The sequence below is a fragment of the Oceanobacillus sp. FSL K6-2867 genome (assembly GCF_037963145.1).
In the GTDB taxonomy this organism is placed as follows: domain Bacteria; phylum Bacillota; class Bacilli; order Bacillales; family Amphibacillaceae; genus Oceanobacillus.
Genome location: NZ_CP150144.1, coordinates 4,187,295 through 4,204,595 on the forward strand (window position 1 = coordinate 4,187,295; position 17,301 = coordinate 4,204,595).

At 37.0% G+C, this 17,301-nt stretch carries 20 protein-coding genes; 19 read left to right on the top strand and 1 reads right to left on the bottom strand.

Annotated elements, in window-relative coordinates:
* The first annotated feature begins 2 nt into the window (after positions 1 to 2).
* From NSQ77_RS20315 to NSQ77_RS20405, 19 genes are all read left to right on the top strand, one after another.
* On the top strand, positions 3 to 1,169 hold the full coding sequence (locus NSQ77_RS20315; protein WP_339227907.1) for an endonuclease Q family protein: 1,167 nt from the start codon (positions 3 to 5) through the stop codon (positions 1,167 to 1,169).
* Positions 1,170 to 1,332: 163 nt separating this feature from the next.
* The gene (gene spoIIM, locus NSQ77_RS20320) at positions 1,333 to 1,971 is read left to right on the top strand and encodes a stage II sporulation protein M (protein ID WP_339227908.1); all 639 of its coding nucleotides are present in this window, start codon (positions 1,333 to 1,335) and stop codon (positions 1,969 to 1,971) included.
* Between the two features lie 104 nt (positions 1,972 to 2,075).
* Complete coding sequence (locus NSQ77_RS20325; RefSeq protein ID WP_339227909.1) at positions 2,076 to 2,531, top strand: Fur family transcriptional regulator; 456 nt, start codon at positions 2,076 to 2,078, stop codon at positions 2,529 to 2,531.
* Between the two features lie 700 nt (positions 2,532 to 3,231).
* Complete coding sequence (locus NSQ77_RS20330; protein ID WP_339227910.1) at positions 3,232 to 3,438, top strand: YqzK family protein; 207 nt, start codon at positions 3,232 to 3,234, stop codon at positions 3,436 to 3,438.
* Between the two features lie 5 nt (positions 3,439 to 3,443).
* Positions 3,444 to 4,340 carry a site-specific tyrosine recombinase XerD gene (xerD, locus tag NSQ77_RS20335; RefSeq protein WP_339227911.1) on the top strand — a complete coding sequence of 299 codons (897 nt, stop codon included), beginning with the start codon at positions 3,444 to 3,446 and terminating at the stop codon, positions 4,338 to 4,340.
* 96 nt (positions 4,341 to 4,436) lie between these two features.
* The gene (gene deoB / locus NSQ77_RS20340; RefSeq protein WP_339227912.1) at positions 4,437 to 5,615 is read left to right on the top strand and encodes a phosphopentomutase; all 1,179 of its coding nucleotides are present in this window, start codon (positions 4,437 to 4,439) and stop codon (positions 5,613 to 5,615) included.
* Positions 5,616 to 5,630: 15 nt separating this feature from the next.
* Positions 5,631 to 6,452: a purine-nucleoside phosphorylase gene (locus NSQ77_RS20345; protein WP_339227913.1), complete on the top strand. Its 822-nt coding sequence runs from the start codon at positions 5,631 to 5,633 to the stop codon at positions 6,450 to 6,452.
* 35 nt (positions 6,453 to 6,487) lie between these two features.
* Positions 6,488 to 7,792 (top strand): pyrimidine-nucleoside phosphorylase, encoded by a 1,305-nt coding sequence (locus NSQ77_RS20350; protein ID WP_339227914.1) that lies wholly within the window; start codon positions 6,488 to 6,490, stop codon positions 7,790 to 7,792.
* A 218-nt stretch (positions 7,793 to 8,010) separates the two neighbouring features.
* A complete protein-coding gene (locus NSQ77_RS20355; protein WP_339227915.1) occupies positions 8,011 to 9,195 on the top strand; it encodes a D-alanyl-D-alanine carboxypeptidase family protein in 1,185 nt (394 codons plus the stop codon).
* A 105-nt stretch (positions 9,196 to 9,300) separates the two neighbouring features.
* Positions 9,301 to 9,654, top strand: a complete 354-nt coding sequence (gene spoIIAA / locus NSQ77_RS20360; protein ID WP_339227916.1) for an anti-sigma F factor antagonist — start codon at positions 9,301 to 9,303, stop codon at positions 9,652 to 9,654.
* Complete coding sequence (gene spoIIAB / locus NSQ77_RS20365; RefSeq protein WP_339227917.1) at positions 9,651 to 10,091, top strand: anti-sigma F factor; 441 nt, start codon at positions 9,651 to 9,653, stop codon at positions 10,089 to 10,091. The genes spoIIAA and spoIIAB overlap by 4 nt, the downstream gene beginning before the upstream one ends.
* A 10-nt stretch (positions 10,092 to 10,101) precedes the next feature.
* Complete coding sequence (sigF, locus tag NSQ77_RS20370) at positions 10,102 to 10,860, top strand: RNA polymerase sporulation sigma factor SigF (protein ID WP_339227918.1); 759 nt, start codon at positions 10,102 to 10,104, stop codon at positions 10,858 to 10,860.
* Positions 10,861 to 11,398: 538 nt separating this feature from the next.
* A complete protein-coding gene (locus NSQ77_RS20375; RefSeq protein WP_339227919.1) occupies positions 11,399 to 12,016 on the top strand; it encodes a stage V sporulation protein AA in 618 nt (205 codons plus the stop codon).
* Positions 11,994 to 12,422, top strand: a complete 429-nt coding sequence (locus NSQ77_RS20380; RefSeq protein ID WP_339227920.1) for a stage V sporulation protein AB — start codon at positions 11,994 to 11,996, stop codon at positions 12,420 to 12,422. Before NSQ77_RS20375 ends, NSQ77_RS20380 begins: the two co-directional genes overlap by 23 nt.
* Before the next feature lie 30 nt (positions 12,423 to 12,452).
* Positions 12,453 to 13,916, top strand: a complete 1,464-nt coding sequence (locus tag NSQ77_RS20385) for a spore germination protein (protein ID WP_339231112.1) — start codon at positions 12,453 to 12,455, stop codon at positions 13,914 to 13,916.
* 97 nt (positions 13,917 to 14,013) lie between these two features.
* On the top strand, positions 14,014 to 15,321 hold the full coding sequence (lysA, locus tag NSQ77_RS20390) for a diaminopimelate decarboxylase (protein WP_339227921.1): 1,308 nt from the start codon (positions 14,014 to 14,016) through the stop codon (positions 15,319 to 15,321).
* A gap of 83 nt (positions 15,322 to 15,404) precedes the next feature.
* Entirely contained in the window at positions 15,405 to 15,842 is a 438-nt protein-coding gene (locus tag NSQ77_RS20395; protein WP_339227922.1) for a peptidylprolyl isomerase, read from the top strand.
* Between the two features lie 33 nt (positions 15,843 to 15,875).
* Positions 15,876 to 16,325, top strand: a complete 450-nt coding sequence (locus NSQ77_RS20400; RefSeq protein ID WP_339227924.1) for a site-2 protease family protein — start codon at positions 15,876 to 15,878, stop codon at positions 16,323 to 16,325.
* Between the two features lie 188 nt (positions 16,326 to 16,513).
* Complete coding sequence (locus tag NSQ77_RS20405; RefSeq protein WP_339227925.1) at positions 16,514 to 16,897, top strand: GNAT family N-acetyltransferase; 384 nt, start codon at positions 16,514 to 16,516, stop codon at positions 16,895 to 16,897.
* Positions 16,898 to 17,191: 294 nt separating this feature from the next.
* Here the strand turns inward: NSQ77_RS20405 and NSQ77_RS20410 are convergent, their stop codons facing one another.
* Positions 17,192 to 17,284, bottom strand: coding sequence for a YjcZ family sporulation protein (locus NSQ77_RS20410; RefSeq protein WP_339227926.1), 93 nt, complete (start codon positions 17,282 to 17,284; stop codon positions 17,192 to 17,194).
* Positions 17,285 to 17,301 lie beyond the last annotated feature (17 nt).

A 17,301-nucleotide genomic window follows, 5' to 3' on the forward strand; every position in this document is an offset into this window, starting at 1 on the left:
GATTGAATGTTTACTTTGCTGATATGCACATTCATATCGGTCGTGACAAATACGGAAAGCCTGTAAAAATAACAGGCGCAAAAAGCTTAACTTTAACGAATATTTTAATGGAGTCGAGTAGAAATAAAGGAATTGATATGATCGGGGTAATTGATTGTCATGCTCCTTCAGTACAGGAGGAAATAAAAGCATTAATTGAAAAGGGAGATGCTAGCGAATTATCAGAAGGCGGTATTCGCTTTGAACAGGTAACTCTTATTCTAGGTTCAGAAATTGAAGTTTACGATGAAAATTGTCTTGGCCCTATTCATGTGCTTGTATTTTTACCGACGCTGTCCAGTATGGAGGATTTTTCTAAGTGGCTGTCAACCCGAATGAAAAACATAACTTTAAGCTCCCAGCGGTATTATGGAACAGCGAAGGAGCTTCAATATAAAGTGAAAGAGTTGGGTGGATTGTTTATCCCTGCTCATGTATTTACACCATTTAAAAGTTTGTATGGAAAAGGTGTACGCCGCTCTTTGGAAGAAGTGCTGGATCCTGATTTAATTGATGGAATTGAATTAGGTCTAAGCTCCGATACTCAAATGGCAGACCAATTATCCGAGCTTCATCGATACACATTTTTAACGAATTCAGATGCTCATTCACTTCCGAAAATTGCTAGGGAATATCAGGAAGTAGTAATGGAAGAGCCAACTTTTAAGGAATTGAATTGGGCGTTGCATCGGGTGGAAGGCAGACAAATTAAACGTAACTTTGGGATGAACCCATTATTGGGGAAATATCATACAACAGTTTGCAGCAACTGTTTTGAGCAACTTTCAACGGAAATTAAGGAATGTCCAAATTGTGGCTCAACAAAAATAATTAAAGGTGTTTCTGACCGTATAGAAGAGCTAAAAGACACGGAAAAGCAAACAACTGAACGGCCTGATTATTTGTATCAAGTTCCGCTAGAATACTTGCCAACGCTTGGACCCAAAACGTTCCAGAAGCTTTTAGATATGTTTGGGACTGAAATGGAAGTTATCCATCACGCAGCTTATAAAAATTTAATAGAAGTTATTCCAGAGAAGCTAGCGAATTCTATTATACAAATGCGTGAAGGTAAATTGCCTATAAAAGCAGGTGGGGGAGGAAAGTACGGAAGTATAGGCCCCTCCTAATTCTTTTTAAATCTAGGATAGTTGGTATTTTTATCTCGGAATCCTCATAGTTTTTAACTATAGAAGTTGTTCAAAAGTCCGGTGAAAATGGCAGATCAAATCCTCAGTCATTTTCATCAACTTGAACAGCTATTTAAAGACTAAGTCTAGTAGGAGGATTACGATGTATAAAAACAGCTTTATTGTCTGGGAACATATAAAAAACCATGCGACTATCTATCTTTTTATGATTATTTTATTTTTAACTGGAATTATTTTTGGAGCAGTAATTGTCAACAGTATGGGTTTCATACAAAAGCAGGACTTGTTTTTTTACCTGGAACGTTTTTTCGGACAAATAACTGAAGGTGCATCCATTAGTAAAACTGATATATTGTGGCAAAGTTTTACGTACCAGGCTAAATATCTATTACTTATATGTATACTAGGCTTATCTGTAATAGGACTGCCAATTGTTTGGGTGCTCATTTTTGTTAAAGGCTTGGTAATTGGATTCTCAGTAGGCTTTATTGTTAACCAGCTAGGATTACAAGGTCTATTATTAGCTTCCTTATCAATTGCACCACAGAACATTTTAGTAATACCAATTTATATTATAGCCGGTTCCATTTCGATGATATTCTCATTAACATTGTTAAATAGGTTATTCTCTCGTAAGAATCATCAATTATTGCTGCAGCCGTTAGCAAGGTATAGTATGATTTTTGTAATGCTGCTTGTGGTTTCACTCGCTGCAGCCTTAGTTGAAGCATATGTATCCAACCAAGCAATGCAAGAGTTAATTAAATCGCTTTACCAATAATAAATATTATATTATAATTATTATTATTAAAAGGTGAGAATATACTTTGACATAGAATTCAAAGGTGCATATAATAAAGATGGGAAATGAGGAGGCGAACTGCCGTGGAACATCGAATAGAACAAATAAAAAAGCAGCTGCATGCACAGAGCTACAAGCTGACTCCACAAAGAGAGGCAACGGTTCGTGTCTTATTGGAGCGGGAAGAAGACCATCTGAGTGCGGAAGATGTATATCTGCTAGTAAAGGAAAAGTCTCCTGAAATTGGTCTGGCAACAGTTTACCGGACATTGGAGCTACTCTCTGAATTGAAAATTGTTGATAAAATTAATTTTGGAGATGGTGTGTCACGTTACGACTTACGAAAAGAGGGCGCGAAACACTCGCATCATCATCTTGTATGTATTGAATGTGGATCTGTTGAAGAAATTGAAAATGATTTATTAGAAGATGTTGAAAAAATTGTATTAAACGACTGGGGATTTCAAGTAAAGGATCATCGGTTAACCTTTCATGGAATATGCAAACAATGTCAGAAAGCAGCAGTCAAGGCAACATAAGTAGAAACCTTTTTCCAAACGGAGAAAGGTTTTTATTATTGCAATAGTAACTTAAGCTTGAGAAAAATGATTCAGCTTATTGTAATAAATATAAACTTCTAACTAACGTATGAAGTTTGTGCGTATACTCGCTCCGGAAATATACTTCGCGCACCTTAGGGTGTCTGGTGAGCTTCCTTGTGCTACCGCACTGCGTAGTCTCACCGATGCCCTTCCTACCGCAGGAGTCTACGTATATTTCCTGCGCTAGTATTGGTTCACTATAAATGACACGGTTAAAAATAGAAACAAGATTTTATTCTAACCAGTCCGGGTGAGCGTAGGGCTGGTGACTCTTCGAAAATAGGATATAAATGCTGACGAAGCATTCCTTGTCCTGTGGGAATAGTACGTGTATGAAGCCTCATAGGAAATGGTTTTCTTCCGGAGTGGCTGAGGACGTTCCCTAAGGTGCGCATCCGCCCGGAGCGATCCCGGACGGCAACTATTGCTCCGATTAAGCAAATAATCATTAGTTCGGAATTTCTTTCAACTCTTGATTTATTAAGTAACATATCTCTTATTTAGCCTTTGAAATTAGCTCAAGTTTGTTTTGTTATAATTTACAAATTGCTTGAAAAAGGTTACATTTGAATAGTATATTGTGATTCTAACCTAGCATATCTTTAAATAAAACAACTATTTTGGGGAGTAATGCTAGGTGAACAGATTGATACGTGATACGATAAAAGTGTTTCTGATTTTTATGATGTGCACCGTTTTATTTTATGTTGGCTTGCAAATTATGCATCGCGAGTACGAGGAAATTCATCGTTATGATCCACCCGAGGGACCAGCTGTTAAGGTGTCTTATTCACAAACAAAGTTATTGGAACGTTTTCAATTATTTTTTCAACAGGGGGAGTAGAATGTATGCTGAAATATCCATTAGAGGATTTTATACACTTTCTGCGTATCGAGCGTGGCTTATCAGATAATACACTTGGTTCTTATGGACGTGATCTAAAGCATTATATGGAACATATCGAAAAGGCTGCTAAGAAACAATCTTGGGATCAAGTTTCCCGGAATGACATTACAGGTTTTCTGTACAAGCTTAAAGACAGTGGCAAGTCGACAGCTACTATTACCAGACATGTCTCATCGATTCGCAGTTTTCATCAATTTTTAATTCGCGAACAAGTTGTGACACATGACCCTAGTTTACATATTGAAACACCGAAAAAAGAAAGAAAGCTTCCAGACATACTTTCTCAAGCAGATGTAGAAAAATTACTTGATATTCAAACAAATTCTCCGCTTGCAATTCGTAATAAAGCAATGCTTGAATTGCTTTATGCAACAGGGCTTCGTGTATCAGAACTAATTTCATTGAAGGTTGGCGATTTACATTTAACAATGGGATTTGTTCAATGCTTTGGAAAAGGATCAAAGGAAAGAATTGTTCCTTTAGGAGATGCAGCTAGAAATGCTTTGGAACAATATTTAGACCTTGGAAGAGGAAAACTTGTAAAAAATAAATCTGAATCTGCATCCGCATTGTTTGTTAATCAACATGGAAGACCATTATCGCGGCAAGGCTTTTGGAAAATTTTAAAAGGATTAGCCAGAGATGTAGGTATCAATAAAACTTTAACACCGCATACCCTAAGACATTCCTTTGCAACTCATTTATTAGAAAATGGTGCAGACTTACGTGCGGTTCAGGAAATGCTTGGACATGCTGATATTTCAACAACTCAAATTTATACCCATGTCACAAAAGCACGATTGAAAGATATGTATAAGGCATACCATCCAAGAGCATGATATCTACTTACAAACGGTGGTCTGACATCCTACATCATTAAATAAAACATACATTTATAGAGATGCGGGAATATAGTAACAGGAGGTTTGATAGAAATGAATCAATTTAAACGTGTATTTTTAATTGTTTTGGATTCTGTAGGAATTGGAGAGGCGCCAGATGCAGCAAAATTCAATGATGTTGGCGCTGATACACTAGGGCATATTGCAGAACATATGGATGGATTGAAAATGCCTCATATGGGCCAATTAGGTTTAAGTAATATCAAGGAAATAAAAGGAATTGGAAAAACTGATAATCCAAAAGCACATTATACAAAAATGCAGGAAGCTTCTAATGGAAAAGATACGATGACTGGACATTGGGAAATTATGGGTCTGCAAATTAGCAAGCCATTTCGTACGTTCCCTGACGGTTTTCCAGATGAGTTATTAAATGAGCTGGAGAAAAAATCAGGAAGGAAAATTATTGGAAATAAGCCGGCTTCAGGTACTGCAATATTGGATGAGCTTGGAGAAGAACATATGAAAACAGGTGCATTGATTGTTTATACTTCTGCAGATTCTGTACTGCAAATCGCTGCACATGAGGAAGTCGTTCCAATCGAAGAACAATACCGAATTTGTGAAATCGCACGCGAGTTAACACTAGATGAAAAATATATGGTTGGTCGAGTTATTGCACGCCCATTTATTGGTAAACCTGGTGCCTTTGAGCGGACATCAAACCGACATGACTATGCATTGAAGCCATTTGGCAGAACAGTAATGAATGAACTGAAGGATAATCAATTGGATGTCATTGCATTAGGAAAAATTTCAGACATCTATGATGGAGAAGGTGTAACTGAAGCAGTTCGAACAGTGGATAATGATGATGGAATGACAAAGTTAATTTCATCGATAGATCAAGACTTTACAGGAATTAGCTTCCTGAATTTAGTTGATTTTGATGCGAAATATGGTCACAGAAGAGATCCAGAAGGTTATGGACAAGCATTGGAAGCATTTGATGCAAGATTGCCTGAGGTTTTGGAAAAATTGCAGGAGGATGATCTATTAATTATAACTGCAGACCATGGGAATGATCCTACACATCATGGTACAGACCATACGAGAGAATATGTACCATTGCTTGTGCATCACAAAGCAATTGCAGAAGGAAAAGAATTACCAATTAAAGAAACCTTTGCAGATATCGGTGCAACAATTGCTGATAATTTTAATATACCCATGCCGAATCATGGAAAAAGCTTTTTAAATGAAATTAAATAGAGGGGAACTAATAAAATGAATCATGTAGCCATTAAAGAAGCGAGCAACTTTATAAAAAGTAAATTGGAGGATACACCAGAAATTGGCTTAATTCTTGGATCTGGTTTAGGAGTTCTTGGCGAAGAGATTGAAAACCCTACAGTTATAGCCTATAAAGACATCCCGCATTTTCCGGAATCAACTGTATCCGGACATAAAGGACAACTTGTGGTAGGAATATTAGAAGGCAAACAAGTAATCGCAATGCAAGGTCGCTTTCATTATTATGAAGGCTATTCCATGAACCAAGTAACTTTTCCGGTTCGCGTAATGAAAGATTTAGGGATCGATTCCATTATCGTAACAAATGCTGCTGGGGGAATAAATGAGGAATTTAATCCTGGCGACCTCATGTTAATTACTGACCATATTAATAACATGGGAGATAATCCACTAATTGGAAAAAATGATGGGGAATTAGGTGTTCGTTTTCCTGATATGTCGCAGAGCTATGATCGTGAATTTATAAAGCATGCAGAAAGCTGTGCAGCTTCACTAGGTATCTCAGTGCAAAAAGGAGTGTATGTTGGAAATACTGGGCCGGCATACGAAACACCTGCAGAGGTGAGAATGCTGAGAACAATCGGTGGAGATGCTGTAGGAATGTCTACTGTACCAGAGGTTATGGTAAGCAGACATGCAGGTATCCGAGTTCTTGGTATTTCTTGTATTTCAAACATGGCTGCAGGTATTCTGGATCAGCCATTAACACATGATGAAGTAATTCAGACTACGGAAAAAGTGAAAACAAACTTCCTGCAATTCGTTAAAAAAATCGTAAGTTCATTACCAGCTTAGTGTATGAACCAAAATAATAAAAAAGGTGATTATAAATGAGAATGTATGACATCATTGAAAAAAAACGAAATGGCAAGGAATTAACTAAAGAAGAGATAGTATTTTTTATTGATGGGTATACAAACGATAAAATTCCTGATTATCAAGTTAGCGCCTTATTAATGGCAATTTATTTTCAGGATATGACAGAAGAGGAACGTGCAAGCTTAACGATGGCAATGGTAGAGTCCGGTGACCAAATTGATTTATCTGCGATTGAAGGAATAAAAGTAGATAAGCATTCTACTGGCGGAGTTGGTGACACAACAACTTTAATACTTGCACCCTTAGTTGCTTCACTTGGTGTACCTTTAGCTAAGATGAGCGGAAGAGGTCTTGGTCATACTGGGGGAACAATTGATAAACTAGAGGCCATCCCAGGATTTCATGTTGAAATAACAAATGAGGCATTTATCGACCTTGTCAATAAAAATAAAGTTGCAGTTATTGGTCAGTCAGGGAATTTAACCCCAGCTGACAAAAAATTATATAGTCTGAGAGACGTTACAGCAACTGTAAATTCAATTCCATTAATCGCCAGTTCAATTATGAGTAAAAAAATTGCTTCTGGTGCTGATGGCATAGTATTAGATGTTAAAACTGGCGCTGGAGCATTTATGAAAGATCTTAATGATGCAAAAGAGCTGGCGCATGCAATGGTTTCTATTGGTAATAAGGTATCGAGAAATACAATGGCTGTTATTTCCGATATGAGTCAGCCGTTAGGATACGCAATCGGGAATGCACTTGAAGTAAAAGAAGCAATTGAAACACTTCAAGGAAAAGGTCCTGAAGACCTGACGGAGTTATGTCTCACATTAGGAAGTCAAATGGTCGTGCTCGCAGAAAAGGCAAAAAACATTGATGAAGCGCGCCAGTTATTGCAGGAAGCTTTAGCAAATGGAAAAGCGTTTGAGAAATTCAAGCAATTTTTAGAATCACAGGGCGGAAACGCAGAAGTGGCAGATAATCCGGAGTTACTTCCGCAAGCGAAATTCAAAATCGATTTACCCGCTAAAAGTGCCGGAAAGGTAGCAGCAATTGTTGCTGATGAAATAGGTACTGCTGCAATGATGCTTGGAGCCGGGAGAGCTACAAAAGAATCTCAGATTGATTTAAGTGTTGGTATTGTGCTCCATAAGAAAATAGGAGATCCTGTTACAGAAGGGGAATCCTTACTGACAATTCACTCCAATCAGGAAAATGTAGAGCAAGTCATGGAAAAGCTATATGAAAATATAACGATAACCACGGAGCACATTGAGACACCGAAGTTAATCTATCAAACAATAACAGAATAAAAAACTAGAAAAAGCACACGTTTATGTGCTTTTTCTTTTTTATTATTTTGGGCGTATGAAAAAAACGGTATTCGGCAATCCTTATATTATAGAGGATGTTCAAAAAGTCTAGAAAAAACGACCTTTCGTTGTTGCTAAATTGGAAGATAAATAAAACTGCCAATTTCATTTTTTCTTTTTGAACACGCTTTTATATTGATTGCTGGAGGTAAAAGATGATGAATAAGGTTTTGAGACTCATTACAATTATGATGGTAATTGCGTTTGTTATGCCTGTTTCTGCATTTGCAGAAGAAGGAAACTCGGAGAAGGATAATAATGGACCAGGCCTTGCTCCAAATGCAAAATCAGCTATTTTACTGGAACAGGATACCGGCGAAATACTTTTCGATAAAAATGCGCATGAAAAGTTACCGCCAGCAAGTATGACTAAAATAATGACACTGCTGCTCATTATGGAAGCGTTAGATGAAGAAAACTTAAAAAAAGATGAAATGATTCGCGTGAGTGAACGTGCTGCTTCCATGGGGGGATCTCAAATCTTTTTAGAGGCAGGAGAAGAAATGTCTGTTGATGATTTATTAAAAGGGGTAGCAATTGCTTCTGGTAATGATGCTAGTGTTGCTTTAGCTGAGCGGATCGCTGGAAGCGAAGAGGCATTTGTGAAAAAAATGAATGAACGTGCAAAGGAATTAAAACTTGAAAATACAAATTTCCAGAATACCACAGGCTTGCCCGCAGAAAATCATTACAGCACATCCTATGATATGGCAGTTATTGCAAATGAACTTTTAAAGTATGAATCCATAACAGATTATACGTCTGTTTATGAAGACTATTTAAGAAAAGGTCAAGATAATGAATTTTGGCTAGTAAATACAAATAAGCTTGTTCGTTTTTATCCAGATGTGGATGGGTTAAAAACTGGCTATACAAGTGAAGCGAAATATTGTTTAACCGCAACCGCTGAAAGAGATGAAATGCGTGTTATTGCTGTTGTAATGGGTGCTGAATCTCCAAAGGAAAGAAACACAATGGTCTCGGGTCTCCTTGATTATGCATTCAATCAATTTGAGACAAATAAGCTTTTTGAAAAAGATGAAAAGATTACCGATGTACGTCTATTGAAGTCTAAACAAAAGAATGTTGATATTGTAACAAAACAATCAATCAGTACACTGCACAAGAAAGGTGAAGCGGAAAAGGATATCCATACAGAGGTGGAACTGCAGGAAACATGGAATTTACCAGTGAAAAGAGGGGATGAAGTAGGTAAATTATACGTAAAGGACAATGAAAAGGTTTTATATGAAATCCCTTTAACTGTTGAAGAAGATATTGAGAGAACATCGTATTTTAATTTATTAAAGCGAACGGTGCAGGAAATGGTGAAAGCTCGCTAATTTCATCTAATTTACATGAATGGACACTTCTTTTGTCAGGTAGCAGGAATTAGACCTCCCAATAAAGAAATAGAATCAATACAGTTCTTATAAGGAGGAATAGGTATGGGGCTTCAATCAATATTTGATGTGAAGGGTGACGTCTTAATTGTGAGACTATCAGGTGAATTGGATCATCATGAAGCAGAATTGTTACGTGATAAATGGAAAGATATGTTATATGAAAATCCAGTTAAACATATCATACTAAACCTGGAAGAAGTAACGTTTATGGATAGTTCTGGGCTTGGGGTTGTCCTTGGACGATATAAAGAGGTTATTCAATTAGGTGGAGAGATGGTTGTATGTTCGATTTCCCCACCAGTGAAACGACTATTTGAAATGTCAGGCCTGTTTAAAATTGTCAGACTTGAGGAGAATGAAGAATTTGCATTAGCAACACTGGGGGTGGCTTCATGAAAAATGAAATGAATCTGGAATTCTCGAGTGTCAGTGAAAATGAAGCTTTTGCTAGAGTGACTGTCGCAGCTTTTATAGCTCAGCTTGATCCGACTATGGATGAACTGACAGAGATTAAAACTGTCGTTTCGGAAGCAGTAACAAATGCGATTATTCATGGTTATAATGGAGAAGCGCATCATAAAGTTTATATTAGCTGTAAATTAAATGATGAGGAAATTGAATTAACGATTAAAGATCATGGGATCGGAATTCCGAATGTTACAGAGGCATTAGAACCGTTATATACATCCAAACCAGAAATGGAAAGATCGGGGATGGGTTTTACAATCATGGAAAACTTTATGGATTCTGTTGAGGTCATTTCAAACCCTAATGGGGGAACTGCAGTATATATGACAAAGCAGCTATCAAAGACCAAAACAGTCTATAACTGAGGGTGCTGCCATGAATGTAAATGTTAAAAACACCCGCCAAAAGGAACAGCTGTCAGATGAGAAAGTGAAAGAATATATTTTAAAGAGTCAGCAAGGTGATAAAGAAGCCCGTGATCTTCTTGTAGAAAGAAATATTCGCCTTGTTTGGTCGGTTGTCCAGCGATTTATTAATAGAGGCTATGATCCGGATGATTTGTTTCAGATTGGCAGTATTGGTCTAATCAAGGCGATTGATAAATTTGATTTATCATATGATGTACGCTTTTCCACATACGCAGTTCCAATGATTATCGGTGAAATTCAGCGGTTTATTAGAGATGATGGAAGTGTAAAGGTAAGTCGTTCACTGAAGGAGACAGGAAATAAGATTCGTCGAAAGAAGGACGAATTAACGAAGCAATTAGGAAGATCTCCGACAGTGAAGGAAATTGCTGAGGCACTTGAGATTTCAGCGGAAGAAGTTGTTCATGCACAGGAAGCTGCAAAATCACCACATTCCATACACGAAACTGTTTTTGAAAATGATGGTGACCCGATTACACTATTGGATCAAATAGCTGACCAGGACACCAAATGGTTTGATAAGCTTACCTTACAAGAAGCAATTCAGAACTTAAGTGAACGGGAACGGTTAATTGTTTACTTACGTTATTATAAGGACCAGACACAAACGGAAGTAGCAGAACGACTCGGAATTTCACAAGTTCAAGTATCCAGGCTGGAAAAAAAGATACTTGAAGATATGAAAAAAAATATGGATTCATCCTAATCAGCGCCTTATTAAAACATCACAATTGTGATGTTTTTTTGTGCAGTTTTAATATAGAATTCGAACTAACTGCTAAGGTATGAGTACGTCCCGCCGTTCGGAATCGCTTCGGGCGGATGCTTTCCATGGGCACGGCTTCAGCCTTTCCGGAAGAAAACCACTTCCTGCGAGTCTTCAGACCCGTGCTGTTCCCACAGGACAAGGAATGCTTCGTCAGCATCTACATCCTATTTTCAAGGAGGCACCGACCTACGCTCACCCGAACTGGTTAGAATGAAAACTTTGTTTATGTTACTACTGTGGAAGGTAGCAAAGCAAAATTAGCAGAGTGTGTTTCCGGAGCGGTATACGCTTAATCCATAATTGACACTGGTTCGGAGTTTCTTTCAAACGCGAAATTAATTCGCAAGTAAATCATAAAACTTAAGTGAAAAAGTCAAATTGAAAAAGGTTTTCGCACATTTGTATGATAAATTTCTCACAACTGAGAAATACTAAGCGAAACAGCAATAGCTTAAATGGAAAGGAAGTTATTCCATTGGCAGAGGTTATTTATCTTAGAATGAAAAAAACAGTTGAATTAAACACGCTTAAGCAGCTTCTGCTTAAGGATATCGCTTTTATATCCGCTGCAAATATCCAGAAGTACAAACTGGAAAATACACCGATATATCGGCTTACTAAAAAGGATAAGAACATTGTTATCATCGATAGCTTTTTAATCATTGATCATTTAATAAATGAATATGAAGGATTAGAAATCCAAGTTTCTGGACCGGAACAGACAATTGTACGAATAAATCCACGAAAAAAGCCCTTAAACATATGGATTGCATCCTTTGTATGGCTGCTGCTTTTCATCGGTACAGCGATGACAATTATGAACTTCCACTATGATGTCAGTATGCAGGAAGTTCAGCAGCACCTCCATTTTCTTCTGACTGGTGAAGAAAATGAATATCCATTATGGATACAAATCCCATACTCTTTTGGTTTAGGGATTGGGACATTATTATTTTTCAATCATTGGTTTAATCGCAGGTTTAATGAAGAGCCTAGCCCGCTTGAAGTCGAAATATATAATTACCAGCAAGACCTTAATAATTACTTAAATCATCATGAAAACAAACTAAATGATACTGAACCTTTTCGTTAACCTTCTGCAAATACTCATTGGCTTTAGTGGAGGTCTTGCTGTTGGGGCTGGCTTTGTGGCATTTATAACCGTGCTTGGGATTATTCCTAGGTTAATTCAGTTAAGTAAAACAGATAAGCTAATAAAGGTATATAGTGCGAGTGTCATTTTAGGGCTTATGGCAGGGACCTATTTTTCATTTGCAGATTTAAGTTTGAATCAGCCAGTTTTAGTATTACTGCTTTGGGGGCTTTTTCACGGGATTTTCAATGGAATGCTTGCCGCAGCATTAACAGAGGTATTGAATGTTTTTCCAATTCTATCACGCAGAGTCCGATTGGATCATTATTTATTAATACTTTTGATGGCAATTGTATTTGGAAAAATATTCGGATCATTATTCCAATGGACCTATTTTGTTAAATAAGAGGTGAATTAGTTGAAAAATAAAACTTCTATGAAAAAAATATCACCAAAAATTGAAGAGAATAAAGCCTACATGGAAGATCGGCTGGGAATGGGCCAATCCTTCGATGTAGGGTATCGAGAGTTAATTATCCTGAAACGAAAAATCCAAATTTATTACGTTACCGGCTTATGTGATACATCTGTTATACAGGAAATGATGGAACAGCTGGTCGATATTAATGATGTGGAAACAAATTACAAAAAGCTCCCTGAAATTATTGAAAACCGAATTGTACATCAACAGGTTAACCCTGTAAAAACGATGGATGAAGCTGCAGATCAGATTCTTTCAGGTTTAATTACCATCTTTATTGATGGAGAACAATTTGCATTTGTTGTTGATGTCAGAAATTATCCTGGAAGAAGTCCAGAAGAACCTGATACGGAGAAGGTCATTCGAGGATCAAGGGATGGATTTACTGAAAACATTATTGAAAATACTGCGCTTACAAGAAGAAGACTGCGTGACGAACGTCTTCGCAATAAAATGCTAAAAGTTGGAGAGCGCTCGAAGACAGATGTTTGCATTACTTACTTACAAGACATTGCAGATGATGATTTGATTGCTTTGGTGAGAGAAAAGATAGATGCGATTGATATTGATGGTATAACAATGGCGGAAAAAACAATCGAGGAATTTATTATTGGACAAAATTGGAATGTATTTCCACTTGTCCGATATACAGAAAGACCTGACGTAGCTGCAAGTCATTTACTGGAGGGACATGTAATTATCTTCGTTGATACGTCCCCGAGTGCAATCATCCTTCCTACTACTTTTTTTCATCACTTGCAGCATGCAGAAGAGTATAGGCAAGCACCTTCAATTGGCACGTTTATCCGATTTATTCGATTTTTAGCTGTGTTTGCTTCCATGTATTTATTGCCAGTTTGGCTGTTATTTGCACTTGATCCAAGCCTGCTGCCAAAGGAACTATCCTTTATTGGTCCAAATGAACAGGGAAACATACCAGTAACTATACAAATTGTACTTGCATACATTGGGATAGAATTTCTCCGAATGGCAGCAATTCATACACCGACGCCATTATCAACTGCTATGGGATTAATTGCTGCAGTATTAATCGGTCAAATCGCTATTGACGTTGGTTTATTCAGTCCAGAAGTCATTCTTTACGTTTCTGTCAGTGCAATTGGTGCATATGTTACTCCAAGCTATGAGCTAAGTGTTGCGAATAAAATAATGAATCTGCTTCTCGTTATACTTGTTGGCTGTTTCGGCATGCCAGGATTTGTGATTGGAGTTTTAGCACATATATTATTTCTGGCAAATATTAAATCGCTGCGAACACCATACCTATGGCCATTATTGCCATTTAACGCAAAAGCAATGAGTCATATTCTCTTAAGAAAACCTGTCCCAGATATGTACACCCGACCAAGTATTGTTCATCCAAAGAATAATTACAGACGATCTCACAAAAAGAACTAACATTATGTTTAGTTCTTTTTGTTACTTGCGCTTTTATGTTTCAATATGATAAAGTATTCCTATTATTTCTTACATTAAAAGTGGAGGACTACATATTATGATAATTAATCATCATCCGTTTCAAACAAATGAAAACGGGCATCTTGAAATTGGTGGAGTAGATACGATTACACTTGCTGAAAAATATGGTACACCACTTTATGTTTACGATGTGTCCATGATTCGCGAAAATGCAAGAAGCTTTGTAAATACATTTAAGGAATTAAATGTACAGGCAAAAGTTGCATATGCCAGTAAAGCCTTTTCTTCTATTGCTATGCTGCAAGTAGCCAAGCAAGAAGATTTATGTTTAGATGTTATTTCTGAGGGAGAACTATATACAGCTTTACAAGCGGGATTTCCAACAGAAAGAATCCATATGCATGGAAACAATAAAAGCGCCGAAGAAATAGCAATGGCAATTGAACATAACATCGGTTGCATAGTTATTGATAACTTCCACGATATTAAGCTCCTGGAGGAACAACTAAATTACCAAAATAAAACAATGGATGTGCTTATGCGGGTAACACCAGGGGTAGAACTTAAAACACACGAGTATATCATGACAGGCAATGAGGACTCAAAATTTGGATTTAACCTTCAAAACGGTCAAGCAGAACTAGCTTTTAAACAACTATACAACCACAAATCAATTCAACTGAAAGGGCTCCATTGTCACATTGGCTCACAAATCTTTGAAACTGAAGGGTTTCAAGTGGCCGTAGATATCCTATTTAATGAACTGAATAAATGGAATGTGGAATATAATTATATACCAGAAGTACTTAATCTAGGAGGCGGCTATGGGATTCGCTATACCAAAGATGATCAACCATTAGGCCACCATGAATATGTTAAAGTAATGGTACAAGCTGTTCAGAAGCATTCAGAAAGTCTAAATATTCCAACACCAGAAATTTGGATAGAACCAGGCAGATCTATTGTTGGTAATGCAGGGATTACACTTTACACCCTTGGAGCAGCGAAACATATTCCCGGGGTACGTGAATATGTTTCCGTAGATGGAGGAATGACAGATAATATCAGGCCTGCATTATATCAAGCAAAATATGAAGCCGTTATCGCCAATAAGCCGAATGAAAAAACAACTAAAAAGGTTTCCATCGCTGGTAAAGCCTGTGAATCGGGCGATATGTTAATTTGGGATTTACCAGTACCAAATGTAGAACCTGGTGATATTCTGGCCGTGTTTTCTACTGGAGCTTACAGTTATTCTATGGCAAGTCATTACAACCGATTCCCGAATGCGGCAGTTGTATTTGTTGAAAATGGTGTTGATAAATTGGTCGTAAAACGGGAAACATATGAGGATGTCGTTAAAAATGATTTGTCCTATGAGTGAGAAGACAGCTATTCTTTCCAATTCAACCAATTAATGATAAAATAGTTTTGGATTTTACTAAATCAATGAGGAGATGTTATTATATGTCTAAAAAAGGATATTTTTTATTAGAAAATGGAAATAAAATTGAATTTGAACTTTATCCAAACGAAGCACCTAAAACAGTTGCTAACTTTGAAAAGCTTGCAAATGATAATTTCTATGACGGTCTTACGTTTCACCGTGTAATTCCGGGCTTTGTAAGCCAAGGCGGTTGCCCGATAGGAAATGGAACAGGATCAGCTGGTTATACAATCAAATGTGAAACAGAAGGAAACCCACATACACATGTAGAAGGATCCTTATCAATGGCACATGCAGGCAAAGATACAGGGAGCAGTCAATTTTTTATTGTTCATGAGCCACAACCACATTTGAATGGTGTACATACTGTATTTGGACAAGTAACATCAGGAATCGAACATGCCAAATCCATGCAAAATGGTGATGTGATGAAAGAAGTTCGAGTAATAAGCGAATAACATATATAGCGCATTATTATCCAGGAAACTTCCATGAGTCTTTATTTATTTGCATGTCTTATCTTAATTATTGCACCAATTTGCACACTCATTCATGAGCTTGGTCATGCATGCGGCGCAAAGTTGGCAAAAGCGGATCGAATTAAATTAAATCTGGGAATAGGTAAAGGACATTGGACAATCGCAATGAACAACCTTGAACTAACGTTGCGTTCTATATATTTTATAGGTGGAGTTACTGAAAGCGAGCGGGAAATACCCTATAAAAAATCAGAAATTATTTGGATTACATTTTTTGGCCCTATGTTTAATGGAGTGGCTGCGACGATTATCTATATTATTTATGAAGTGAATCCAAATAGCCTTTTACAGTTACTATTTTGGTTTAATGTATGGATGGCTGTTGTAAATATGATTCCTTTCAAAATCAAAGGAAAGCAAACAGATGGATTTGCAATTTTAAGATTAATCTGCAGAGAATAATCTGTCCTGCAATCGTATGTATGATGTGAAAATTGTCAAAGCTTGAAAGTGGAAACTTTTTTTAGTATGTATATTTGACAAACACGTTTAATAATGCCATAAATATAATATAAGTAAGTCTCTAAAACAGTTTTCCATGTTCATAGATCATTTTTTAAGATCAAAGGTTTTATTAATGAGGGGTAAATATGTTAATTCGTTATAAGAAAAATCATGAAAAGATTGCAATGGGTTTACTGTCTTTTATGCCAGAAGAGAAAAAAGACGTTAAGAAATTGCAACAGACCATTAAAGAATATGAATCCAATAATGACTGGCATCTTCACTTATGGAAAGAGGAAGATGATGTTTTAGGAGCGATTGGAGTTAGGATTGAAAATGGTATAGATGCAATCGTACAGCATGTTTCAGTCAATCCATCACATCGAAATGCTGGAATTGGGCAAAAAATGGTCAATGAAGTCAATCGTATCTATCAGAACAAATATGCTGTTAGTACGACGGATGAAATACAAGATTTTTATAATAAATGTACTTCAACAAAAGACAGTGCAGATGCTTCTGATAGCTAAGCACAAAGAAGAAATGACCGATTAGCGGTGTACGAACTGCGCTCCGTACTATGGAATAGTTCGAAGGCTTGAACATTCTTACGTATGAGATAAAGGAAACACGGCGACCGCAACCATTAAGAAAAACCAGCCCCCTTTTTAAAAGGGCTGGTTTTTCTTTTAAGCTACAAAGTTTTATCTTACATGAACACTTAGCAAAGCTTCGGCTCTGTTCTAATTTATGATAACCGTACCGTATTAGTAGCCTTCGAAATCATAGTGCTTTACATGCTATATAATTTTTCGGCTATCTATTTAGAACCAAGCACAACCGACAATAATCAAGAGAATGAACAATACTACAATTAACGCAAAGCCTCCACCATATCCACCATAACTTTGACTCATAACGAACTTCCTCCTTT